This is a genomic window from Nocardioides eburneiflavus (assembly GCF_004785795.1).
GTDB classification, from domain to species: domain Bacteria; phylum Actinomycetota; class Actinomycetes; order Propionibacteriales; family Nocardioidaceae; genus Nocardioides; species Nocardioides eburneiflavus.
On sequence record NZ_SRRO01000001.1, the window covers coordinates 623,313 to 645,966 of the forward strand.

The 22,654-nt window shown below is 66.8% G+C and carries 26 protein-coding genes; 14 read left to right on the forward strand and 12 right to left on the reverse strand.

Features of this window, described 5'->3' with window-relative positions; genetic code table 11:
• Positions 1-47 precede the first annotated feature (47 nt).
• Positions 48-962: a nuclease-related domain-containing protein gene (locus EXE59_RS24075; protein WP_210428874.1), complete on the reverse strand. Its 915-nt coding sequence runs from the start codon at positions 960-962 to the stop codon at positions 48-50.
• Positions 959-1,648 (reverse strand): excalibur calcium-binding domain-containing protein, encoded by a 690-nt coding sequence (locus EXE59_RS24360; RefSeq protein WP_135837555.1) that lies wholly within the window; start codon positions 1,646-1,648, stop codon positions 959-961. The genes EXE59_RS24075 and EXE59_RS24360 overlap by 4 nt, the downstream gene beginning before the upstream one ends.
• A gap of 258 nt (positions 1,649-1,906) precedes the next feature.
• Between EXE59_RS24360 and EXE59_RS02945 the strand changes: the two genes are divergently transcribed.
• Positions 1,907-3,262, forward strand: coding sequence for a carotenoid oxygenase family protein (locus tag EXE59_RS02945; protein ID WP_135837556.1), 1,356 nt, complete (start codon positions 1,907-1,909; stop codon positions 3,260-3,262).
• 324 nt (positions 3,263-3,586) lie between these two features.
• Here the strand turns inward: EXE59_RS02945 and EXE59_RS02950 are convergent, their stop codons facing one another.
• Complete coding sequence (locus EXE59_RS02950; protein ID WP_135837557.1) at positions 3,587-4,309, reverse strand: hypothetical protein; 723 nt, start codon at positions 4,307-4,309, stop codon at positions 3,587-3,589.
• A 209-nt stretch (positions 4,310-4,518) separates the two neighbouring features.
• Here EXE59_RS02950 and EXE59_RS02955 point away from each other — a divergent pair, with 209 nt between their 5' ends.
• On the forward strand, positions 4,519-5,169 hold the full coding sequence (locus EXE59_RS02955; RefSeq protein WP_135837558.1) for a potassium channel family protein: 651 nt from the start codon (positions 4,519-4,521) through the stop codon (positions 5,167-5,169).
• Between the two features lie 154 nt (positions 5,170-5,323).
• Positions 5,324-6,730: a hypothetical protein gene (locus EXE59_RS02960; RefSeq protein WP_135837559.1), complete on the forward strand. Its 1,407-nt coding sequence runs from the start codon at positions 5,324-5,326 to the stop codon at positions 6,728-6,730.
• 217 nt (positions 6,731-6,947) lie between these two features.
• Here the strand turns inward: EXE59_RS02960 and EXE59_RS02965 are convergent, their stop codons facing one another.
• Positions 6,948-7,544: a hypothetical protein gene (locus EXE59_RS02965; protein WP_135837560.1), complete on the reverse strand. Its 597-nt coding sequence runs from the start codon at positions 7,542-7,544 to the stop codon at positions 6,948-6,950.
• Positions 7,545-7,620: 76 nt separating this feature from the next.
• Here EXE59_RS02965 and EXE59_RS02970 point away from each other — a divergent pair, with 76 nt between their 5' ends.
• From EXE59_RS02970 to EXE59_RS02980, 3 genes are all read left to right on the forward strand, one after another.
• Positions 7,621-8,166 carry a hypothetical protein gene (locus EXE59_RS02970; protein WP_135837561.1) on the forward strand — a complete coding sequence of 182 codons (546 nt, stop codon included), beginning with the start codon at positions 7,621-7,623 and terminating at the stop codon, positions 8,164-8,166.
• Between the two features lie 103 nt (positions 8,167-8,269).
• Positions 8,270-9,001, forward strand: coding sequence for a hypothetical protein (locus tag EXE59_RS02975; protein WP_135837562.1), 732 nt, complete (start codon positions 8,270-8,272; stop codon positions 8,999-9,001).
• Positions 9,002-9,146: 145 nt separating this feature from the next.
• Positions 9,147-10,820 carry a hypothetical protein gene (locus tag EXE59_RS02980; protein ID WP_135837563.1) on the forward strand — a complete coding sequence of 558 codons (1,674 nt, stop codon included), beginning with the start codon at positions 9,147-9,149 and terminating at the stop codon, positions 10,818-10,820.
• A gap of 154 nt (positions 10,821-10,974) precedes the next feature.
• Here EXE59_RS02980 and EXE59_RS02985 read toward each other — a convergent pair whose 3' ends face one another.
• Positions 10,975-11,679 carry a phage tail tape measure protein gene (locus tag EXE59_RS02985; RefSeq protein WP_135837564.1) on the reverse strand — a complete coding sequence of 235 codons (705 nt, stop codon included), beginning with the start codon at positions 11,677-11,679 and terminating at the stop codon, positions 10,975-10,977.
• Positions 11,680-12,049: 370 nt separating this feature from the next.
• Between EXE59_RS02985 and EXE59_RS02990 the strand changes: the two genes are divergently transcribed.
• Together EXE59_RS02990 and EXE59_RS02995 are read left to right on the forward strand one after the other, a co-directional pair.
• The gene (locus EXE59_RS02990) at positions 12,050-13,150 is read left to right on the forward strand and encodes a DUF4062 domain-containing protein (protein WP_135837565.1); all 1,101 of its coding nucleotides are present in this window, start codon (positions 12,050-12,052) and stop codon (positions 13,148-13,150) included.
• Between the two features lie 656 nt (positions 13,151-13,806).
• Entirely contained in the window at positions 13,807-14,757 is a 951-nt protein-coding gene (locus EXE59_RS02995; protein ID WP_135837566.1) for an HNH endonuclease, read from the forward strand.
• A 288-nt stretch (positions 14,758-15,045) separates the two neighbouring features.
• Here the strand turns inward: EXE59_RS02995 and EXE59_RS03000 are convergent, their stop codons facing one another.
• The 3 genes from EXE59_RS03000 to EXE59_RS03010 form a co-directional block, all read right to left on the reverse strand.
• Positions 15,046-16,278, reverse strand: a complete 1,233-nt coding sequence (locus EXE59_RS03000; protein WP_135837567.1) for a tyrosine-type recombinase/integrase — start codon at positions 16,276-16,278, stop codon at positions 15,046-15,048.
• A complete protein-coding gene (locus EXE59_RS03005) occupies positions 16,271-16,471 on the reverse strand; it encodes a helix-turn-helix transcriptional regulator (protein ID WP_135837568.1) in 201 nt (66 codons plus the stop codon). The genes EXE59_RS03000 and EXE59_RS03005 overlap by 8 nt, the downstream gene beginning before the upstream one ends.
• 282 nt (positions 16,472-16,753) lie before the next feature.
• Positions 16,754-16,963, reverse strand: a complete 210-nt coding sequence (locus tag EXE59_RS03010) for a hypothetical protein (RefSeq protein ID WP_135837569.1) — start codon at positions 16,961-16,963, stop codon at positions 16,754-16,756.
• A 174-nt stretch (positions 16,964-17,137) separates the two neighbouring features.
• On the opposite strand from EXE59_RS03010, the gene EXE59_RS03015 reads away from it, so the two are divergent.
• A complete protein-coding gene (locus EXE59_RS03015; RefSeq protein ID WP_135837570.1) occupies positions 17,138-17,437 on the forward strand; it encodes a helix-turn-helix domain-containing protein in 300 nt (99 codons plus the stop codon).
• A gap of 91 nt (positions 17,438-17,528) precedes the next feature.
• On the opposite strand, the gene EXE59_RS03020 is transcribed toward EXE59_RS03015, so the two are convergent.
• Both EXE59_RS03020 and EXE59_RS03025 read right to left on the reverse strand, forming a co-directional pair.
• Positions 17,529-18,131 (reverse strand): ClpP family protease, encoded by a 603-nt coding sequence (locus EXE59_RS03020; protein WP_135837571.1) that lies wholly within the window; start codon positions 18,129-18,131, stop codon positions 17,529-17,531.
• A complete protein-coding gene (locus EXE59_RS03025; protein WP_135837572.1) occupies positions 18,128-18,739 on the reverse strand; it encodes a ClpP family protease in 612 nt (203 codons plus the stop codon). The genes EXE59_RS03020 and EXE59_RS03025 overlap by 4 nt, the downstream gene beginning before the upstream one ends.
• Before the next feature lie 88 nt (positions 18,740-18,827).
• Between EXE59_RS03025 and EXE59_RS03030 the strand changes: the two genes are divergently transcribed.
• A complete protein-coding gene (locus EXE59_RS03030; RefSeq protein WP_168218385.1) occupies positions 18,828-19,661 on the forward strand; it encodes a nucleoside hydrolase in 834 nt (277 codons plus the stop codon).
• 4 nt (positions 19,662-19,665) lie between these two features.
• Here the strand turns inward: EXE59_RS03030 and speB are convergent, their stop codons facing one another.
• The gene (gene speB, locus EXE59_RS03035) at positions 19,666-20,676 is read right to left on the reverse strand and encodes an agmatinase (RefSeq protein ID WP_135837574.1); all 1,011 of its coding nucleotides are present in this window, start codon (positions 20,674-20,676) and stop codon (positions 19,666-19,668) included.
• A 125-nt stretch (positions 20,677-20,801) separates the two neighbouring features.
• Here speB and EXE59_RS03040 point away from each other — a divergent pair, with 125 nt between their 5' ends.
• Positions 20,802-21,239: an SRPBCC family protein gene (locus tag EXE59_RS03040; protein ID WP_135837575.1), complete on the forward strand. Its 438-nt coding sequence runs from the start codon at positions 20,802-20,804 to the stop codon at positions 21,237-21,239.
• Here the strand turns inward: EXE59_RS03040 and EXE59_RS03045 are convergent.
• Complete coding sequence (locus EXE59_RS03045) at positions 21,236-21,697, reverse strand: DUF6328 family protein (protein WP_135837576.1); 462 nt, start codon at positions 21,695-21,697, stop codon at positions 21,236-21,238. The two genes, EXE59_RS03040 and EXE59_RS03045, sit on opposite strands and share 4 nt — an antisense overlap.
• 85 nt (positions 21,698-21,782) lie before the next feature.
• Between EXE59_RS03045 and EXE59_RS03050 the strand changes: the two genes are divergently transcribed.
• From EXE59_RS03050 to EXE59_RS23605, 3 genes are all read left to right on the forward strand, one after another.
• Positions 21,783-22,064, forward strand: a complete 282-nt coding sequence (locus EXE59_RS03050) for a DUF7218 family protein (RefSeq protein WP_135837577.1) — start codon at positions 21,783-21,785, stop codon at positions 22,062-22,064.
• A gap of 177 nt (positions 22,065-22,241) precedes the next feature.
• Positions 22,242-22,415: a CsbD family protein gene (locus tag EXE59_RS03055; protein WP_135837578.1), complete on the forward strand. Its 174-nt coding sequence runs from the start codon at positions 22,242-22,244 to the stop codon at positions 22,413-22,415.
• Between the two features lie 63 nt (positions 22,416-22,478).
• Positions 22,479-22,625, forward strand: coding sequence for a hypothetical protein (locus tag EXE59_RS23605; protein ID WP_168218386.1), 147 nt, complete (start codon positions 22,479-22,481; stop codon positions 22,623-22,625).
• The last annotated feature ends 29 nt before the right edge of the window (positions 22,626-22,654 follow it).

Sequence of the window (22,654 nt, forward strand, 5' to 3'; positions counted from 1 at the left end):
ATCCGGACTTCGGCACGGGCCGCTTACCAGTGCGCCACAGGCGCAAATCATGATGGCGCCACCCAGGTGGTGGAGCGCCTAGATTGCTCGTAAATCGCCTCGACCTGGTCGTCGGAGAGCCGCGTCGCCTGCTGGCCGAGCCATCGGACGGCCTGGCGGCGGTACTTCACGTGGACAGTGCTGCCATCCTTCTCGCCTGGCTGGGTCTTGATGGTGATGTCCTCGACGCCGAAAAGGATGACGAGGGCGTCAACGACCACCTCGAATCCGACGGCGGCGGAGAGTATCCGAGACGCGCGCTTGGCCTCAAAACGGCTATTGCGGATGTAGGGCTCGACGTGGCCGTTGACTCGAAGCTGGTCCTTTCCGACCCAGATCTTCGCGCCCGGGTGGTGCTTGGCGTTGATGGTGAAGATGCCGGCCGGGCCGATGACGAGGTGGTCGATGTCGGAGCCCCGCTCCCCGACAGGCACCGCGTGCAGCACGTGCCACCGCGGGTTCTTGCGTGCCATCTTCTCCAGCTGGTCGCCGACGGCTTCCTCGCCGTCGGCGCCGATGCGCCAGGCCCGCTCGTCGGTATGCACGTTCAACAGGCGGCCGAGGCGGGACCGGACCGGGTGAGCCTCTTTCCGGACCTCCCACTCCTCCTCGGCGCGCTCACGTGCAAGCTGGCCGGGCCGGTGAGCGGCAAGATCCGTCCAACCGACCTCCGCGGCCGGTGTCGTGGCAACGGTCTCGGTTCGGCCTACTTGTTCAAGCGGCAATTGCGCAGGCGGCGCGGCCGAGGCGGAGTCGTGGCGCAGGTGTGCTTCGACGAGCTCGGTCAAGAGCGTGGCGTCGGCGGGATCGGCTGGGTGGTCGACCCCGGTGGCGTGGTCCCGGTATCCGAGCTTCCTGTCGTTGACCGTCACGTATAGACGGTCGTGGCCGTAGCGCTTCCACGGCGTGAAGGCGACGCTCACTGCTCGCAGGCCACTCCGTCGCCGTCTCGATCGAGGTCGCCGCTGTAGCCGGGGTCGCCGGTGTAGATCGGGGCCGCACCAGCCGCTTCGACCTCCGTGCAGTTCGCGTAGTAGGCCTGCTGGGACTGCTGCTGCTGGGCCAGTTGCGCTTGGCGCTCCCTTTCCGCCTTCGCGGCAGCGGCCCTGCGCCGGGCGGCCACCCGGGCGTCGGCCTTGCGCTTCTGCTCGACCTGCTTGGTGTGGGTCTTGGCAACGTCGGGGCAGACGTTCTCGGCGACCACTGTGAGGACCACGATCGCCTGGTCTGGGCTGGCGGACCAGCGGGTCGCGGCGTTCTTCACGCGCTTCGCCAGAGGTCGGCCGTCAGCGATTTCGTCGCAGCTGGCGAGCGACTCGTTCACGGCCTCCATCGGCTGCTGGTAGGCGGGGAGTCGTCGCGTGAGCGCCTTCTGGATGCGCTTGTTGCGGTCCTCGTAGTGGTTGACCCACACGTCATGCTGGGTGGGCTCGCTCTCTTCGGCCGCCGTGCCGTCGTCACCGTCGGCCTTGCTCTCGGCTTTGGAGTCGGTCTTGGACGGTCCTGCGGATGCCTTTTCGGAGCCTGCGTCGTCGTCGGTGCCGCCGAGGCAGGCGCCGATGAGGAAGAGTGACCCCAGGCCGATGCCGGCCGTCTTGATGAACCCCATGATTTCCCCCGTGCTCGCGGTGCGTCATAAAGATCCTGACGGACGTGCAAGCGTCGTGGAGCAGAATGGAAGAAGTCAGCAGCCCGGGTTACCAGATTGCGTCTCCAGACCCGGAGCGATCCGGATGGTGCGCCTCCGATGCTCGTCAGTCGCGGCGCAATGTCGCGCCCCGGACGGTACGCGGCGCATTGACGCACAATGGGCGGGGGTGTCTATTGGGGGGATCCGGCTGGGCGGCCGGATGCGAGGGAGCAGACGATGACTGCAGCAGCGAAGTATCTCGACGGCAACTTCGCGCCGGTTGCCGCTGAGGTGACCGCTACGGATCTCGAGGTCACGGGGGCGGTGCCGCCGGGCCTGGCGGGCAGGTACATCCGCACCGGGCCCAACCCGTTCGCAGCCCAGGTCGACACGTACCACTGGTTCGCAGGCGACGGGATGGTGCACGGCGTCGACCTGCACGGCGGCCGGCCACGCTGGTACCGCAACCGCTGGGTGCGCAGCCCCGAGGCAAGCGCGCACTTCGATGAACCACCGGTGCCCCGCGAGGACGGCGGGTGGTACGCCGGCTCGGGCAACACCAATGTGTTCGCCCATGCCGGCCGGATCCTGGCGGTGACCGAGGGGTCGCTGCCCTACGAGCTGACAGGTGACCTGGACACGGTCGCGACGCGCAACTTCGGCGGCCCTCTCCCCGGAGGCATCAACGCTCACCCCAAGTTCGATCCGAGCACCGGCGAGATGCACGTGATGAGCTACGGCTTCGACAACCCCGCGTTGCGCTACCACGTGATGGACCCGGCCGGCGAGCTCGTCAGCACGGTCGACATCGACCTCCCGGCCCCGGTCATGCTCCACGACATGGGCCTGACCGCGTCGCGGGTCGTGCTCTTCGACCTGCCTGTGCTCTTCGACCTGGAGCTTGCCCTCCAGGGTGTCGCCCTGCCCTTCCGCTGGCGCCCCGACAACGGGGCCCGGGTCGGGCTCCTGCCCCGGGACGGCACCGCGTCCGACGCCGTGTGGATCGACGTCGAGCCGTGCTTCGTCTACCACCCGCTCAACGCCTTCGACGACGGTGATCGAGTGGTCATCGACCTGGTGGTGCACGACCATGCCTTCGCCGAGGACGGCGAGCCCGTGTCCGATCGCCCGCGTCTGGAGCGATGGACGATCGACCCGCGGGCACGCGAGGTCCTCACCGAGACGGTCGACGACCGCGGCACGGAGTTCCCTCGCGGGGACGAACGACTCACGGGCAGCCGCCACCGCTACGGCTTCACGATCGGCCAGTCCTCGGTGCTCGACCTGGGCGCCCTGGGCGATGACCCCCGGACTGCCATTCGCAAGCACGACCTCGTCGGCGGCACCACCGTCGAGATGGACCTGGGCCCCGGCTGCATCGCCAGCGAGATGGTGTTCGTCCCGGCCGACAGCGCGGCCGGCGAGGACGACGGTTGGCTCATGGGCTACGTGTACGACGCCACGCGCGGCGCCAGCGACCTGGTGATCATCGATGCCCACGACTTCGGACAACCGGTGGCCACGGTCCACCTTCCGGTCCGGGTGCCGCAGGGATTCCACGGGAACTGGATCCCCGACTCCGCCCTCGCCTGAACCGAAACTTCGGGGTCCGCCGGGCATTCGTTGGGGCGCATCGCAATCTCTTGCGGTCCACCGTCAGATCAGCGTGCGGAGCTATCGACGTGCGCCGATAGGCGGCGGAATGTGGCACCTCCGGACCGGCCCGGATCACGTGCATAACAGGCAAGAGCGGATATTTGGGGCCGCGCCGACAGGCGGCTATGACGCGCTACTGGCGGCACGCCTCGCCCAGCCACGGAAGGTTGCTCGTTGGCGGCCAGGACGACCTGCAATGCACTTACAGGGCGATGCGGTTCGAACGATTAGCGGTCCACGGCCGTCTAACACCCAGTTCGGTCAGGAGTAGGTCGTGGGCATCCAGTACCCGCAGTCAGCCTCTTTGAAGGGGTCGGAAATCGCGTCGTTGAAGGGCGCGAGGTCCGCATTGAGCGCATTCGCGCGCTCCCAACCGTCGACGCCGTCAAGGGCATCGCCCGCCGTGATGGCTTCTAGTGCAACCTCAGAACTAGGCTCTTCGAGGAGGAGGCCCGCGGCGTAGCCATGAATATCGGCCTTGTGTGACTGCAGTTGGTCCGTCCACGCATCCGGGTCATCGTTGAGGAGCTCGACGTTGTCGAACAAATCCTCTACCTCCGACATAGAGGAGCAGAAGTCGACGTCGTCGACGATCGTCACTTCAGCGTCATCCAGAGTCAACTCAGGATCAAAGTCCTGTGCGGCAAGCTCCTTGGCCGACCAGGCTGGACCCGCATGGGTTCCGATCTTGATCGTGTAGAACTTTGCTTCCGGAACCTCACTGATCGAGAAGTCCACCACGCACGGCGCCGTCAACGGGGCGACGCGATTGCTCGTCGTAGTTGCCGTACCGATGATCTCGTCAGACTCGTCGCGCAGGGTGACCTGCGCGTCCTCTAAGTCGTATCCTCCGCCGCACTCAGGAGCGATGAGCCGTCCGTCCATGGCGGGCGCCGGAACCGACTCGTCGTCTCCATTGCCACATGCAGCCAGCCCGCCGGCCAAAGCCAACGCGACGGCCAGCGTCCTACCGACGAATGCCATAAGTCCCCCTTGTCCTAAGGAGGTTAAGAGAGAGACATGGAAAGCGCAGCGGAACGGCGAGACTTCAGGTCCTGCACGTCCCGTGGCGCCCTCTACCTAGCCGCTCGACCTTCATGCGCTAGACGGGCGCATCGACGCACGCCAAGCGAAGTCCACCTCTGATTTGCAGATCGCGCTGGCTCGCAGCTTCGCGCGCCTAGGGTTCGGTCATGACACCGGTAGCACGCTGGGAGAAGCGAGCAGAGATTCCGCTTCTGTTGCTGGCCCTCGCGTTCTTGATTGCATATGCCTGGCCCGTCCTCGATCCCAGTCTCGACACGGACGTCCGTACCGTGCTCGAGGTCGCGAGCTGGACCGTGTGGGCGGCGTTCTTCATCGACTTCGCAGCGCGTCTGTACCTGACGACCGAACGGCGAAGCTACGCTTTCGCGCACTGGTACGACGTTGCACTGATCTTGCTACCGATGCTCCGTCCTCTACGGCTGCTTCGGCTTCTCGCCTTTGCACGGATTCTCAACCGATCGGCTGTCGGATCCCTTGTCGGCAAGGTGTCGACGTATGTGGCCGGGACCGCCCTGATGGCGCTCGGACTCGGCGCAATCGCGGTGTTGGATGCCGAGCAGGACGCTCCCGACGCGAACATCGCCACCTTCGGCGACGCCCTGTGGTGGTCAGCGACAACTGTCACTACGGTCGGTTACGGCGATCGCTTCCCGATCACCACCACTGGCCGGTTGGTTGCCGTTGCACTCATGCTCGTCGGCATTGCTTGTATCGGCGCCATTACTGCCGGTGTGGCTGCGTGGTTGGTTGCACAGGTCGAGGCGGACGCCAGAGACAGCGTCGACCAGAGTGAGTGATCGTGACGGACTGAGTGAGTAGTCAGTGCCAAGGTTCTTTTCGCGGCTCGCCGCGAGTCACGAATCCTCCGCGGAACCGGTCGGTCTTCGTTAGCGTCGCCACCACGCAGGCCCGCAACAGCTCTGCGATGCGACGATTCGATGGGGGAACATCATGGCCGAGGAGTCATGGCACGAAGCACGACTTATTCCGACCTCGGGCATCAACGGCGCTGAGGAGCAGGAGCGGCGAGCGACGTCGGCTCTTCTTGCCGTTCTGTCAGCCGTCAAGGAGTTCGGGCGTGGCTTCGTCCGACCGTTTGGTGCGCCAGCCGGCACGCTCGAGTGCTTCATCGAAGTGCCATTCATGCTGGGAGAGCAGCGGCTCTTCCCGGACGGACTCATCCGGGTGTCTCGTGGCTCGAAGTCGTGGACCGCGCTCGTCGAAGTCAAGACCGGCCCCAACCAGCTCGCCGCTGAGCAGCTTGAGAACTACCTCGACATCGCCCGCGAGAACGGCTTCGACGCCGTCATCACCATCTCGAACCAGATCCCTGCCGTCGCGGGACAGCACCCGACGAAGGTGGACAAGCGAAAGCTGAAGAAGGTGTCCCTGCACCACGTGTCGTGGTCGCAGGTCCTCGCCGAGGCCGTGATGCAGAAAGAATTCCGCGGTGTCGCCGATCCCGAACAAGCGTGGATCCTCGGTGAGCTCATCCGTTACCTCGAGCACCGCAAGTCGGGAGCCCTCGAGTTCGACGACATGGGCGAGTCCTGGGTCGGAGTGAGGGACCAGGTGGCGACCGGCACTCTGCGTACGTCCGACAAAGGCATCGCAGAAGTCGTTGCTCGCTTCGACGCGCTCCTCAGATTCGCGAGCCTGCAGCTGGGCCGCCAGCTCGGCACGGAGGTCGTGCCTGTCTTGTCCCGCAAGGAAGCCGCTGACCCCGTGGTGCGCGCACAGGCCCTCGCCCAGTCGTTGTGCGCGACGGGCGAACTTTCCGGCGCCATCCGCATTCCCGACACGGTCGGACACCTCGTTGTCACCGCAGACCTCCGCGCAGGCAAGGTCACGTGCCACGTCGACGTCGATGCCCCGCGCGAGGGTAGGCCCACGACACGAGTGAACTGGCTGGTCCGGCAGCTCAAGAACGCACCAGACGCGACCAGGGTCGAGGCGTTCGTCGCGCATGCCCGCGGCTCACACGCAGCCGAGTTGCTCTCGACCGTGCGCGAGAACCCCGCCAGCCTGGTCCTGGACCCAACCAAGGAGCTCCGGTCGTTCCGCCTCGCCAGCACCAGCACCCTCGGCACCAAGCGAGGCCGAGGGCGTGGATCCTTCATCGACTCCGTCCTCACCTCGGTAGACGACTTCTACGCGGAGGTCCTGGGCACATTGCGCGCCTGGTCCGCAGCGCCTCCCAAGCTTCGCCCCGCCACCGTCATCCCGCCTGAGCTCGACGACAGCGTCCCCGCTGCGCTGGCGTCGACCGACTATTCCTCTCAGGACGGAGTCGAGGTCGCTAACGCATCGAGCGCCGGAGAGCGAGCGGATGCCGACACTGCGGTCGAGACGTCCTGAGCCACGTCGACCGAGCATTGCCACGATCGCAGCCGAGGTCATAAGGGGCTGACGCCGCAAGGCGGCGGAATGACCTACTTTTCGTGCACAGCCACTTAAGCCAGCACTCATAGTCGGCCCGCTCCGCATAGAACGCGCTGAAGAGGTGGGCGGAAGTCCGAGAACCTTGGTCATCAGCGACCCTCGCGCCCGCTGGATACCGGGTACGAGGTGCACGCTAGGAGTCGTCGTCGGCATCCACTATGAGTTGACGTGTTCCGCCCGGGGAGTCTTGGTCGGTGGAGAAGGTGTAGTCGATGTCGAGCAGAAGGCGCCTGAACGGCTCCCGGCGATCCGGATCGAGCGCACCCCATTCAGATTCGACGTCCAGCGCAGGGTGGGTGAGTAGGAGTGCTTCGCCGCTGTGCAGCCGCTTTGGTAGTTCCCAATCGGCGTCAATCGGCACCAGCTCTTCGCCTAAGAGCTCGCTCTTATTGCGCTCCGTGCTCGACGCTCGCCGGAACGCCCGGCGGATCCGCACGCGCTGGACGACGACGGCGTCACCGGCCGAATCAATTTTGATCGACGGAATGTGCTCGCTGACGTCGTCGTCCCACACCAGGATCAAGCGACCCTTGAAACTGGGCTTGATCTGCGACTGAGCCACGGTTGCGGCGTCGCGGGCGGCGGTCGCCGCCTTCTCGGCAGCGGAGGCGGCGCGGGCGCTCTCCTTCGCCATCTCCTTGGTCGTCCGGGCGTACCAGAAGGTAACGAAAAGCAGCCCTACCGTCGCAGCGAGACTCACCAGCGGAGCACTGTCGTTCGACCAATCCATGCCGCGGAGTCTTCCATCAACGAGCGGGCGCGCGCGGCTAGAGTGCGATCCCAACGAACAAGGGACGGGGGCTGCTGTGGCCGAGGATGTCGTTGCGGAGTTCACCATCGTGGTGCGGCGGGAGGTCGACACCCTCCCCGACATCGCGCACCAGCTGACGGTGCTCGACTCGACCTGGGTCGTCGCCACGGCCTTCACGTCCTACCAGCAGGGCCTCACCGCATGGATGGAGAAGGCCGACAGGGGATACACCCCTCGCCCCTACGGCATCCGCCTGACTAAGCAGTCCCCAATGGTCCTCGACATCGCGGTGAACGACATCTTGCCGTGGGGTCTGACGTCGGGCGTCGCGGGTCTCTTCGTCTACTTCATCCGGAACCCCGACAAGTTGGGCTCGTTCTTCCACGAGGTCGTCGGCGCTTGGCACAACGCTGCTGCGGATTCCGAGGAAGCCAAGCGCGGCGCCTGGGTGCAGCGTCAGATCAACAAGGAACTGCTGGGTGGGGCGCCGCCAGATCCCGACATGTCCGACATGGTGCGGACGTCTCACATTGTGCGCCGACTCGGAGACGACCTCGCGTCCCTTAACGCCGAGGTCATCGAGCGCAACGAGTCGGAATAGCCATCAGCAAATTGGCCTAGAACCCAAGCGGCGGTTTGACGCAACCGCAGTGGCCCTTGGCCACGCTGTTCTAGGCTCGCGCCTCCACTGGAAGGAGTCGGCGATGACCATGAAGCCGATTGATGGGCCCGGCTTAGGGGCGACGCCGAGCGCTGTTTCCTGGCCTGCCGGCCCGCACTACTTTGACCTCACTGGAAGCGAAGGTGCGATCGCCTGGGTGCGATATCGAGTGTGGTCGGCCGACTGGTACGTGCGGACTCTTCAACGCGTCGCGGGCCAGGAGCAGAACTACGACCGCTTCGTGGGCATCGAGATGGCACTCGACGGCTCCCTCAACAGTCTCTCCAGCGCATTCGACGCTGGAACGGCGCTGATAATCAAAGGTGCTGAAAACGCACTCGATGTGGCGGAGGCCGATCGTCTGCCGATGCATTGGTACTCCTGGAACAACGCTCGCGACCTTCTTAAGACCCCTGCCATCGGCACCGATGCGGACGGCACAACCAACGACTTGGTGTGGCGCGTCATCCTCGACGTCGACAACGCACTTGCCGGCGAGAAGGACTTCGAACCCTCCGGCTGGCTGGCGAAGATCCGGCGGCTTCGAAACCGAGTCGCCCACCAAGACACGCTGGCTCGACGTCACCAACTCGGTGGACCGAGCGCGGTGCATGCGTTCGGTCAAGAGGTCCAAGATGCCTTCAGTTACCTGGCCGCAGCCTGCGACCAGGTTCATGACCTCACTGAGCAGATCGTCTCCTTGGCCGTGCATCTCGGTGCCCACGAGGCGACTGCCGGCTGGGAGCGGCCTCGATGGTTCGCCGAGGAGACGTAGCCGATCAACATACTGATCGACCTCGCCACGCGATGAGCGAGACGAGTCTTGCCGACAAGCGGCGCAATGTCGCGCCCCCGGACAGTACGCGGCGCAATGACGTACGTCCCCGCGGCCAAGGCTCGCCCTGTCCCAGAATGGTGGGATGCGCATCGGTTCCCCGCTAGGTCTGCCTCTGCAGGTCACTGCATTGGCGATTGGTGCTCCAGAGCTCGGCATGTCCGGCACGGAGGAATCCGTGCAGTCAGGGCTCAGGAGGATGCGCCCCGGTCCTGTTCTTGCGGGTGTCGCCTATCTGCTCGCGGGCGCCGAGGGGCGTGGCGGCGCCGATGAACACTGGGCCTTCGTGCACCGTCTGTACGCGGGAACGCCTCTTGCACATCGACTGCCTCAGCTTGAGAGTGAGAGCGGCGCGCCACGTCGCCTCATCGTCCCTCGTCCGCTCCTTCGCCTCGCCCAGTTAGCTGTCGGCCAGGCAGAGTCAAACGTCATCGTGACGCCGTCGTCACTGGCGCGAGAGGACCTGTTGAAACTCGTTGAGTGGTCGCTCGTTATCGCAGAGCATCACCGCGAGGCCGCGGAGCGCCGGCGTTCCGTCAGGTTGGCAAGCGACGACATTGCCTTGGAGATGGCCCGGTTTCTATGGCTCAGCCATCCACCGTCGATTGGAGACGTTGATCGCTCCCACGATGTGCTTCTGAGGCATCTGTCACCGCTCGCACGCGAGCGGGTCGATCTGGCGCTCAAGGATGCTTTCGGCGTCACGCTGGATGAACTCTGGAATGCACTCGTTCTCAACTGGCTCCTTGCGAGTGCGGGAAGCGGGACCATCCCGCCTGTTCGGGGCCCCTGGCCGGGCCACGCGATGAACAAAGCTCAGTTCCAACTGGCGACCGACTCGGTCCGGCAAGACGTCGCACAGTTGAGGGGCGCGGTGAACGCGGACATCGGATCGGGCTCGCTGTGGGGGTACACCGCCTTTCGGAACCGGCCAATAACACGTACTACGAACGGGGTTGATCTTGCAATCCGTCCAGCTTTCGTTGGAGAGAAGGCGACGCTGACGGGGATGTTTCACCTGATCGCAGAGGCATATCGACAGAGATATGGCGCTGCCCAGTATGGCTACTTTGCTGGCGAAGTTGGGATGGCAGTCGACCGGCGTTGTAGGGAGCTAATTACTGAGGCCACTCGGGGGAGGGCAAGGGTGATCTGGGAGGACGAGCTATCCACCACCGTTACAACTGACTCCCGGAAGAGCTGCGATGCAATCTGGATGCAGGATCGTCGCTGGATCGCTATGGACTTTGTCCATCGGCAGCCATCACTAGCGGCTCAATCGACGGGCGGCGTCGACGCCCTAGACAGCGAGATGCGGGTAAGTGTCGTTGACAAGTTGCATCAGATCGACGAGACGCTCGACCGGATGATGTCGGGGGCACAGCACGTGAAGTACGGCCGCCCCAACCAAGTTCTGCCACTGATCGTCAACGGGGCAGGCTCCCCCGTGATGGGCGCGGTGGAGCAGGAGTTGTTGGAGTCGCTCAACGACGAGACGTGGCGCTGCATGGGGCAGGACCCACGTGTGCTCAGTCCAGCCGTCATCGGGTTGGACGATCTTGAGCGCGCTGCAAGCCTGGCCTCCACTGGGAAGACGAACCTTGGCTCCCTCTTGTTTCGGTGGCGGCGATCCGCTTCGGCGAGCGCGTCATTCTCATTCTGGCTTTGGTCTCAACGCGACCGAGGTGCGGTTCCGCGGGTACCCGCTCCTGAGTCGCCCTCGCACGCGCTGATACGCGGCACCTCGGCAATCGAGTGAATGAATCGGTAGGTGTGCCTTAGCTAATCGGATGGCGGTTTAGGGCTCGCCATCAGTTCCCGGAAGCATCGCGCCGGATAGCGGGAGTACCGCGAACGCCACCGAATCGCAGACCCCATGCACTGGGCGTTGACGACCACATGGGGTGGTTCCGTCAGGAGCGAGGTACTCCCGGGTCGACCGGGCCGCGCTGGTAGATGACCTCCGGCCAGGTCTTCACCACGTCCACACCAGCCGCTCGGGCGGACTCGTACACAGCGGGCGCCATCTCCTCGGCTCGAGCCATAGCCGTGTTCAGCAACTCGTTGGCAAGGTCGGCGAGTTTAGCCATGGTCTCGTCATTGACAGCAGTTTCGATGCTGTATATCGCTGCCATGCCAGTGACGTCCTCGTCGTCGGTTGGCCGGAGCCGTCCCACCATCGCGCCGATCTTTATCGTCTCCATGCCGTTCACCGAGTGGGCGATGTGCTTGTCGCGAATCTTGATCATGTCGCGGTGGAAACGCAAGCTCTGCTCACCGTTCGGGGTCCGGAGGACGTCGTCCTCGGTGAGCTTGGTGCGCTTACCACCCTTGCCAAAGCAGCGGGCGTACGTGATCAGCGCGGCTGTCCAGAGTGCGCGGGTCACGACGAGGGTGAAGTCGCGCCGATCGCGCGGCAGGTCTTGCACCATGTCGAGCGACTCCCACACGAACTCGAGGTCGCGCTGAACGGCCAGCAGGTCAGCCGCTTGCTTGGCCTCAGGCGTCTGCATCTCGTAGACCAGCTGCGGCGGGGGCGGTTCCCCGTTGTAGTCCGCAGACGTGATGGTCGGTCTCAACACGTGCGGCTCCAGGTACGAGTCCTCGCGCTTGCTCACGGTTACCTCTTCGCAGTGTTGTGATCCTGAGATTGACGCTAGCAACAGATCCATCTCGGCATGAGCGGCTGCTGGGTGAAGCCTTCAGGCGGCGGATGACTGTGAGGATCGCCAACGCAGCCTGATGGTGCTGGGCTGTGGTTGGTGACCGCGAGTGTGACCCCCGGAACGACTGGCTTTATGCCTTGTTGGGGACTGCCGCGGGAACGGGTGACAGTTTGATCTGACCCACATTTTCGGTGGGGCCACCTGGGTCGCGGCAGGCTTCATGATCAACTCGCATTCGACCGGGGTCAAAAACGCCCGAGAGCGGCGTGTCGACGGCGGCGACGCACGACCTCACGTGCGGTCGGATCACTAGGCTGCCTTCGTGACCATCGAGAAGCGCGAGCAAGTGTTCATCAGTTCCACATTTCAGGACCTCATAGATGAGCGTCGAGCGGTCCTTCAGACGCTGCTCGAGGCCGACTGCCTGCCCGCTGGGATGGAACTCTTCCCTGCGTCAGACAACGACAAGTTCGACCTGATCAAGGGTGTCATCGAACTCAGCGACTACTACGTAGTCATCGTCGGCGGCCGATACGGAAGCGTGGACGAGGTAGAGCAGCTCTCGTATACGGAGATGGAGTTCGACTACGCAGTGAAGCAAAAGAAGCCTGTCATGGGGTTTCTCCATGGGGAGCCGGGCAAGATCATTGCGGACAAGACTGATCTCGACGGCGAGATGCGCAAGAAGCTTGATGCCTTCCGTGCGAAGGTCGAGACCAGGATGGTGAAGTACTGGACCACGCCCGACGACTTGGCAGGAAAAGTCGCGCTGGCTCTTATGCAGACCAGGAAGAGCCATCCGGCTGCCGGGTGGGTCCGCGGTGAGAACGCGATGACGTCTGAAGTCGTCATCGAACTGGCCGAACTTAGGGCCAAGGTGGCAGAACTGACTGCGGAACTGAGCGCTGAGAAGAGCGTCCACCAGGCTCTCGCCCTGGACGACCTCGCCGAGGGCGACGAGGAGTATGCGATCGCGCTCTCCTTCGAGTACTGGCCGACAGGTAGCGCGCAAATCTATGGAAGCGAGCGCGCCGCTCGCGGGAGTTTCGAAGCAACTTGGGATCGAATTTTCGCATACCTAGCTCCGAGCATGATGGACGAGGCGAATGAACATGGGTTGCACAATCGACTGTCCAGCCTGGGCAGAGAGATCGTCCAGGAGTGGTACGACGAGCAACCTGAGGGACACGAATGGGGTGTCCTTCGGAGCGCGAAGGCTGACATCAACTCATTGGAAGATGTGCTGGTCCAGCTCAAGGCACTCGGCCTGATTGATGTGAGTGACAAGAAGCACGGTGTCGCCGACAAGGCGACCTATTGGCGACTCACCGCTAAAGGCACCTCGCACATGATGAAGCTCCGGACGATCACGAGGTTCGCAGACAACCACGACGCCGAAGATCTCGAGGAGCCGGAAGCCTAGCTACTTCCACAAATCTCTGCGTCATTCTGGGCGCACTGACCCACGCTCGAGACCAATTCGTCACACCGTCGGAGCGAACAGGCGGACGCGCCAGGGGTGAGCTGCGGAGTTAGCACGATCGGGGGCCATCGCCCGACCTCTCGGACCAGTCGGCGTGATCCGCCTCAGTGTGATCGGCGCTAACCCGCGCGAATCGGCCAAGGCGCGAGCCAGCTTGTCTGACTGGCGGCGGGTCCCGCAATCGCGCAGGCGCGGCTTGGCGGGCGTGGCCCTTCAACAGCAGGTGATTGACGCCGGCGGAGTCGACCAACGCTGGGGCCCTGTCGTGGTCAAACTCCATGGGGTATCCCTGGCCCCGGCAGTCGTCGTTGGCCTGGATAGTTGGGTTGCTCAGCGGCATGATCCTCCTCATTCCCGTCGCCCCGTCACTGCACAGGTGTCGCACGCCGCCCGTCCTGTCCGCGTCTTGACTGCGATTTCTCATCCCCGTCTCGTAGAGGCGTGGGGCGCGGCCGCCCGCTTCACCTCGTTCTGCAAGAGGTGTATGTCGAAATGGGGTGAGGACGGGCGGAGGGTCTGTGACACCTACGAGATGTGTGGAGGCTGCGGTTCCCAATCGGAGACCATGACGGCGGGCGCAGTGCTTGAATGCGAGCGTGCATGCGGTCGTCGCCGTCACGGACAAGCGGTGGTCCGACTTCCTCAGCGCGCGGCCGCACCTCACGGAGGCGAACTTCTGGACGCCATCGAGCATCGGTTTCCGTGCACTCACGACCGGCGAACCCATGCTGTTCAAGACGCACGCACCCCACGACCGCATCGTCGGCGGTGGGTTCCTCAGCGGCTTCGTGACCCTACGGGTCAGCGAGGCATGGCGCTTCTTCGGAGAGGGAAACGGCCGCGCCACGGAGGCCCAGGTCCTCGAAGACGTCAATGGCTACCGCAAGGGCCAGGGAAAGGCTTGGGACCCGGATCCGGTCATCGGCTGCATCCTGCTGCGGAACATCTTCTTCGCGCCGAGCGGAGCCGACCTCCCAGCGCCCCCGGAGTTCTCCCGAGGCGGGATCCAGCGGTACAAGCGATACGACCTGACCGAGCCGACCAACGACCACATTGCCTCGGCTCTCGGGCAGCTCGAGACGACTGCTCGACCAGACCTCGTGTGGCCAGACGACCTGCAGCTCGACGTCGCGGGGCCCGTCGTCGGGATTCCTCGGTTGACCACGCCACGAGTGGGCCAGTCAGCATTCAAGGCCCTCGTTCTCGGCGCCTATCAGCGCCACTGCGCGATCACCGGATCACGGATAGAGCCGGTGCTGGAGGCGGCCCACATCAGACCTGTCAGGGATGGTGGCATCCACCGAGTCGACAACGGCATGCTGCTACGCAGCGACGTACACAAGCTGTTCGACGATGGGTACCTCGGCGTCGACGACCGCTTCCGACTGCGCGTGAGTCCTCGCCTCAAGTCGGAGTTCGGCAACGGGGTCGAGTTCTATGAACAGGAACGCGTCGGGCACACGATCTCGGTGCCCGCGTACCGCAAGTTGCGACCCGAGCGCGAAGCCCTGACGTGGCACATGGACACGGTGTTCAAGTCGGCCTGAACCGAGGGCATCAACTTTGGCGGCCCCCGCGGATCTGCGCGAATGCTCTCGGCGCTCCTGCGCCCGTCTGGGGACGGGCGCACAGGACGGGCGCACAGGACGGGCGAGAAATGGTGCCCTCGTCGCGCACACTGGCTACATGAACGCTGCCGCGATTGCGCTCCGCGCTCGAGCGGCATGAGTCCGAGCGTTCGGCAACAGGTCCAAAGCATCAACCCCGCAGGTCACGCTGGTCATGCTGAATCAGCAGGACCGTAGAACGCTTTGGATTGCAGGTAGTACCCACCCTCAGAGCCCGGGACCGGGACCGGGACCGGGACCCTCAGGCTCCTGTGGCCGCAGCGACTCGAGAATCGCCGCCGTCCTCGGGTCGACCAGCTTCCTGGGCTGAACGTAGTGCGCGCGAGTCACAGCAGTAGACGAGTGACCAAGGAGCTCGGCGGCCAAGTCCGTTCCCGCCGCCGTGTCGAGCGTGGTGGCAACGGTCTTGCGAAGCGTGTGAGGCACGACCGATGCGAGGTCCATGCCCTCGGGCAACAGGTCCGCGTTCGCGTCGCGGATCGAGCGCCACAAGCGCCGTACATTGGCGGGACTCAGGGGCGCGCCGGCCTTAGTGTGGAAGATCGTCTGCTCGGGATCCATCTCGCCGGTCACGGCGAGGCGGTCACGGAGCGCGTCGGCGGTGAAGCTCGGGACGGTGACGGTGCGCCAGTACCTCGAGTGCTTGGGATGCGGCTGGCGTAGGAAGCCCTGGCCGCGGACGTAGACGATCGTGCCCGTGATCGATACGAGGGGTTGACCGCCATCGAGGTCCACGTCGCAGCGGCGGACCGCCAAGGCTTCCCCGATTCGCGCTGACGTGCCAAGCATGAGCTCGAACAGCTGGGCGAGCTGACCATCCGGGGGCGGGCCTGGAAGCCCGGAATCGGTTCGATGCGAGCGAACGATGCGGCGAATCTCGGCCAGCTCGTCGAGTGTCAGCGATCGGATCTCCGACCGCGACCGGCGCAGCGGCGCGGTGGATCGCACCGGGTTCCGCGGCAACGCATCGTGGCGGACCGCCAGGTCGATGATCTGCGCGAGCACGACCCTGGCGTGGCGTCCGCGCGAATAGCCACGGGCGGCTTCTGCCTTGAGGAAGCGATCGAGGATGCCGACCGTGAGCTCACTGAGCCGCAGCTCGCCCACCGCCGGCAGGATGATCCGCCGGACGATGTCGCGATAGACCTCGATCGTCTGCGGCGCGTGCTCCTGGCGTTGCTCGATCTCCTCGAGCCAGACTTCGGCAACCTCCGTGAGCTTGGTCTGGCCGTTGAGATCACCCGCTTCCGCCGATGGCAGCCCGCGCGCGATCTTCACCTTGAGCTCGTTCTCCGCCGTCGTGGCTGTCAGGGCACTGGCGCTCACCCGCCGGTAGGCACCGGTCAACTCTCGGAAGCGAGTGCTGGCGACATACCCACTCTTCGTGCGCCTCACAGTGATCACGCCGTAGGTGCCGAGCGGCTGGATCGGCCTAACCACGGAGCTTCCCCTCGATCCAAGAGCGGACGCAGGACTCGGGATAACGCAGGGAGCGGCCGAGCTTGACCGCTTGGGGGCCGACCCCGTCGACGCGCCAGTCGTACAGGGTGGCGACGGGGATGCCCAGATAGTCGGACAGCTCGGCGACAGTGAGGAGTCGCTCGAGTCCGGAGTGGTTGGGAGTGATGGTCATGGCCACCAGGTGGGCACGGCTCCCCGCGGAGACCAGGCCGCACCTCTGGAACGAGGTGGAGTGCCTGGCACCTACCCGCCAGACGCCTGTCGTTGAGCGGACCATCCAGCCATCATGCTTGACATTTACTCGACATAAACCCCACCCCAGAACGCTCCAAACCATCCCGCAGCGACCCGCACTGGAAGCACTGTTTCCGCAGGTCAGAGCGGGTTTTGGCACTTCCCGGTGTCGCGCTCGACAGAGCCCGAAATCGCACCAGAAGGTTTGGGGTTCGAATCCCTACAGGCGCGCAGGTCCAGCAGCCCGGTCGTCCCGACCGGGCTGTTGTGCGTCCCGGGGCGCGTGGCGCGCGGTGAAGCCGCGCAGCTCGCGGTTGGCGCCGATCAGGAACACGCCCATGCCGATGACGACGAACACCGCCATGGCCAGGAGCATGAGCGGGAAGACGGCGGGCGGCCAGTCGTGCTGGATGTACTGGTCGGTGCGCATCGGGACCTCCGGGTCTCTCGTCGATGTCACCCACGATCGCCCTGCCGGCGTGACCGCGACAGGTCCGTACGGCCCGTGGCGGGTGGGCCGGAAGGCCCGGTGCGCGCGCGGAGTCCGTTCCGCTGTGAGCGGAACGGGTGGGCCCGGGCACACCGGGGTGGCTAGGTTCGGCACATGGGCGAGATCCTGCGGTTCCCCGACCGACCTGCCGGCGAGCCCGCCGAGGCTCCGCAGCCGCTGTGGCGCGAGCTCGTCGGCCGCGAGCTGCACCGCGAGCGTACGAAGCGCGGCGAGCGGCTGGTCGACGTCGCCGGGCGGGCGGGGGTCTCCATGCAGTACCTCTCCGAGGTCGAGCGCGGGCTCAAGGACCCCTCGTCCGAGATGCTCCACGCCATCGCCGGCGCCCTCGACCTGGGCGTCCGCGAGCTCGCCACCCGCGTCGCGCGGCCGGACGCGCTGGCCCTGGCCGCCTGAGCCCCGCGCAACGTAGGCAGTTGGCCGAGGGCGTCTGCGCCATTGAGCGTGGATCAGCAGGTCTCGGCCGCGAACTGCCTACGTTGGTGACTCACGCGAGCGCCGGCGCCTGCTCGCGCAGCACGGTGTCGACGATCCCGTAGTCGACGGCCGCCTGTCCCGGGAGGACGAGCGTGCGGTCGGTGTCCTGGCGGACCTGCTCGGCGGTGCGCCCGGTGTGCTCGGCGAGGATCTCCTCGAGCACCAGCCGCACCCGGGCGACCTCGTCGGCCTCGAGGATGAGGTCCGGGACCGTGCCGCGGCCCTGGGTCGCGGGCTGGTGGAGCACCACCCGCCCGTGCGGGAGGATCGCGCGGCTGCCGGGCGCGCCTCCGGCCAGAAGCACGGCCGCGGTCCACGCCGCCTGGCCCACGCACACCGTCTCCACGCGCGGCTTCACGAACTGCATCGCGTCGTAGATCGCGAGCATCGCGGAGATCGAGCCGCCCGGGGAGTTGAGGTAGAGGCTCATCGGCAGCTCGGGGTTCTCCGAGGACAGGTGCAGCATCTGCGCGATCACCGCGTTGGCCACGCCGTCGTCGATCTCGGTGCCCAGGTAGATGATGCGCTCGGACAGCAGCCGGGAGTAGAGGTCGAGGGTGCGCTCGCCGCGCGGGGTCTGCTGGACGACGTACGGGATCGTGTAGCCACTCATCGCGCACCTGCCAGGCCCAGGGAGTGCGTCCGCCCCGGTGCGACGTGGTCGATGCTGCTGACCAGCTGGTCGACGAAGCCGTACGCCAGCGCCTGCTCGGCGCTGAACCACCGGTCGCGGCGGGAGTCGCGCTCGACGGTGTCGCGGTCCTGGCCGGTGTGCTCGGCGATCAGGCCGAGGACGGTGTCGCGCGTGTGCCGCAGGTCGTCGGCCTGGATCTCGATGTCGACGGCCGTCCCGCCGATCCCGGCCGAGCCCTGGTGGAGGAGGACGCGCGCGTGCGGGAGGGCGTACCTCTTGCCGGGGGTGCCGGCGGAGAGGAGGAACTGCCCGGCGCTGGCGGCCATGCCCATCGCGATCGTGCTCACGTCGTTGGGCACCAGGCGCATCACGTCGTGGATGGCCAGCATCGCCGAGACGGACCCGCCCGGGGAGTTGATCCAGAGGCTGATGTCGGCGCGGGGGTCCTCGGCGGACAGCAGCAGCAGCTGGTGCATGAGCCGGTTGCCGTTGCGCTCGCCGAGCTCCTCCCCCAGCACGATGATGCGTTGGTGCATGAGGCGGCGGACGAGCTCGTCCTCGATGCGGTCGGAGGTGGTGATCGTCATGCGGCCAGCGTGACCCGCTCCGCCCCCGCACCACAGGGCATTCTGCTGGCGGCGGATCTGCTGGCGGCGGAGGACGTACGGTGAGCAGGTGGTGCGACCGACGCGGGTGGTCCTCGACGTGGACACCGGCATCGACGACGCCCTGGCGCTGCTGTACGCCGTCGCCAGCCCGACGCTCGACCTCTGCGGGGTGACGACGGTCGCGGGCAACGTGCCCGTCGAGGTGGCGGCCCGCAACTCCGCGGCCGTGCTCGCCCTCGCGGGTGCCGCCGGCGTTCCGGTCGCGGTGGGTGCGTCGCGGACCACGGCCGGCGAGGGTCCGCGCACTGCGCCGTCCGACCACGGCCCGGACGGGCTGGGCGGCGTCGCCGTGCCGCCCGGTGCCGCCCCGGCCGCCGATGTCGAGTCGCTCGTGCGGGACGTCCGCGCAGCCGGTCCCTTCACCCTGGTGGGACTGGCGCCGATGACGAACCTGCCGGGCCTGGCGCCGTCGGCCGCCGGGGTCGTCCTGGTCGGCGGCACGCTGGCCGTCGAGGACCCGCCCGAGGTCAACGCCGGCCACGACCCGGAGGCCACCGCGCGGACCCTGGCGTCGGGGCGCCCGACGACGCTCTACGTGCGCGACGTCTTCGAGCAGGTCTCGGTGCTCCCGGGCGACGTCGAGCGGCTCGGGTCGTCGGACCGGGCCGCCGCCCGACTGGCGGGCGAGCTGCTGGCCGCGCGGAGGTCGCACCTCGTCGGTGACGCCGGCGCGCTGGTGCTCCTCACCTGTCCCGAGCTCTTCGGCGTCGAGGCCCGACGGATCGGACCGGCCGGCGGCCACCTCGTCCAGACGCCGGGCGGTCAGCTCGTCGACGTGGTGGTCGACGTGGATGCCGGGTCCGTGGCGCGGACCTTCGTCGAGGTCTTGCTCGCGACGTGAGCCCTCAGCGGTCGAGCAGCGGCCGGGCCGGGTCCCAGGTCGTGCCGTCCCGCTCGTCGCGGCGCTTGCGGGCGATCGCCGAGAGGGCCTCGAGGACGACGCGGTTGGCCAGCGCCGCGGTGATGTCGGCGTGGTCGTACGGCGGGCTCACCTCGACCACGTCGACACCGACCACGGGCAGCTCGAGGCAGATGCGGCGTACGGAGTCGAGCAGCTGGCGGGCGGTCAGGCCGCCGGGCTCGGGCGTCCCGGTGCCGGGTGCGTGGCCGGGGTCGCAGACGTCGATGTCGACGGAGAGGAAGACCCCGTCGCACTCGTCGGTCGCGATGCCGAAGGCCTCGGTGAGGCACTCCTCCAGGCCCCGGTGGACGATCTCGGTCATCTCGTAGGACCGCATCCGCTCGGAGGCCATCCAGTCGAGCGTCTCCGGCCCGGGCCAGTAGCCGCGCAGCCCCATCTGGAGGAACCGGTCGCCGCGCAGCGCGCCCGACTCGATCAGGCGCCGCATCGGCTGGCCGTGGCCCCACAGCGAGCCGAACTCGATGTCGCCGGTGTCGGCGTGCGCGTCGAAGTGGATCATCGAGACGCGCCCGTGGCCGAGCACGTTGGCGACGCCCTTGGCATCGGGGTATGCGATGGAGTGGTCGCCGCCGAGCACGACGGGGATGGCACCGGCGCGGGCGACCTTCTCGACCGCGGCCTCGAGCCGGCCGAGGGTGGTCGCGATGTCGCCGGGCGGCAGCTCGACGTCGCCGGCGTCGACCACGCGCAGGTCCCGGAGCCCGTCGGTGCGCAGCGCGAGCGAGGGCCGCGACCCGTCGTGGGGCAGGTAGTCGGTCATCCGGATCGCCTGCGGCCCGAACCGCGTGCCGGGCCGGTGGGACGTGCCACCGTCGAACGGCGCACCCACGACCACCACGTCGGCGCCGGCGTACGTCGACTCGTCGTCGAGGTCGCAGGCGGGCACGCCGAGGAACGTGACGTCGGGACCGAACTGTGCGCCGTAGCGGGCCATGCGCCGACTCTAGGGGTCGCGGTCCGCCCCGGTCAGCGCTTGAGGGAGGCCTTGCGCGCGGCGTACTTGGCATACCGCCCCTAGGTGGGTGCTGCGCTGTCGGGGAGGTGGCTAGCGTCCACGCCATGCCGTCCATCACCCGCACCTTCGCCACCTCCGCGCCGCCGGAGGTGGCGCACGCCTACCTCGCCGACTTCCGCAACGCCGAGGCCTGGGACCCGGGCACGAAGTCCTGCGAGCGGACCGGCGGCGACGGCGGCGTCGGCACGACGTACCGCAACGTCTCGTCCTTCCTCGGCCGCGAGGTCGTGGTGACCTACACGACCGCCGAGCTCGCCCCTCCCACCCGCGTGCACCTGCGCGGCACCAACGAGCAATTCGAGGGCCACGACATCTTCGAGATCAGAGCCGCCGGCGCCGGGTCCGAGGTCACGTACACCGCCCGGATGAGCTTCTCCGGGCTGTCGCGCCTCGCCTCGCCGCTGGTGCAGGCCTACCTGCCGGTCCTGGCGAGGATGACGGTCGACCAGCTGCGCGACTGCCTGGACCGGCAGCCGCGCTAGCTCCGGGCCACCTGTCGCGGCACCAGCACCAGCAGCACGACCAGGACGAGCACCGCGGCGACCCCCATCGCCGCTGCCCACGTGCGGTCGTACACCACGTCGACGACCAGGAAGAGGATGCCGCCCAGCAGGACGGCGATGAGCACCAGCGCCAGCACGGTCAGGCGGTGGCCCGCCCGGACGAGCTCGGGCTTGGAGTCCTCCTGGAACACGCGGCGGTGGATCGCCACCGGCGCGAGCATGACCGCCACGGTGCCGAGCGCCAGCGCGAGCAGCCCGACGTACCACCCACGCTGGAAGGCGTCGAGGGCCTCGAAGCGGGACTGGAACGGCAGCGTCGCCAGGAAGCCGGCCAGGAGCTGCACGCCGGTCTGGCTGACCCGGAGCTCCTGCAGCAGCTCGTTCCAGTTGCGGTCCGCCCGCTCCTGGGGCGTCTCGTCGCGCGCTCGTGCAGCCACGTCCGGGACGCTACTCGGAACCGTCGGCGCGCCCACCCCCTGACGGGTGAGCAGCCCACGCCCGCGGCGGTGGCACCGTGGGGGGATGGCCGAGAAGAAGACGAAGAAGGACCCGGGGCCGTCGGTGAAGGACCCCGAGGTGTACGAGGCGCTGCGCGACGACGGGGCCAGCAAGGAGAAGGCGGCACGGATCGCCAACGCCTCCGCCGCACAGGGCAGGTCGGAGGTCGGCGAGCGTGGCGGCGAGGCGGCCGACTACGAGGACCGCACGGTCGAGGAGCTGCGCAAGCGTGCCGCGGAGCTCGACATCGACGGCCGGTCGTCGATGTCGAAGGCCGAGCTGATCGACGCGCTCCGCAACCACTGAGCCCCGCCTCCGCCGCGGCCCGTCGGTCTCGAGCGGCCGGCGTCCCCCAGGCCCACGGTCGATCGGCTCCTGAGGGCCCTGGGTCCACCCGCTCGGGTGTCCTCCACCCACCCGTCGCGTGGCAGGTTGGAGAACGGGCCACCCGGTCCGCACCGACCTCACACAGGAGGAACGACGATGGGTCTGGACGACAAGTTCGACAACAAGGCCGACGAGATGAAGGGCAAGGCGAAGGAGGCCACCGGCAAGGCCACCGACGACGAGCAGCTCGAGGCGGAGGGCAAGACCGACCAGGCCGGCGCCAACCTCAAGCAGGCCGGTGAGAAGGTCAAGGACGCCTTCAAGGGCTGAGCCACCTTCTCCCGCCCACCCTCGCCGGCGCATGCCGTCGCCGGCGAGGGGTACGGGCAACGCATGACGCACAGCCATGACCCCCTGCACGAGCCGGACGACATCGACCCGACCGACCAGAGCGGCCGTCCGGTGATGGTGACGGGCGCAGTCATCGGCATCATCCTGGCGCTCGCGCTCCTGGCAGCCGTCTACTTCTACGTCCGCTGACCGCCGCGCCCCCGCGGCCCGTCCTCGAC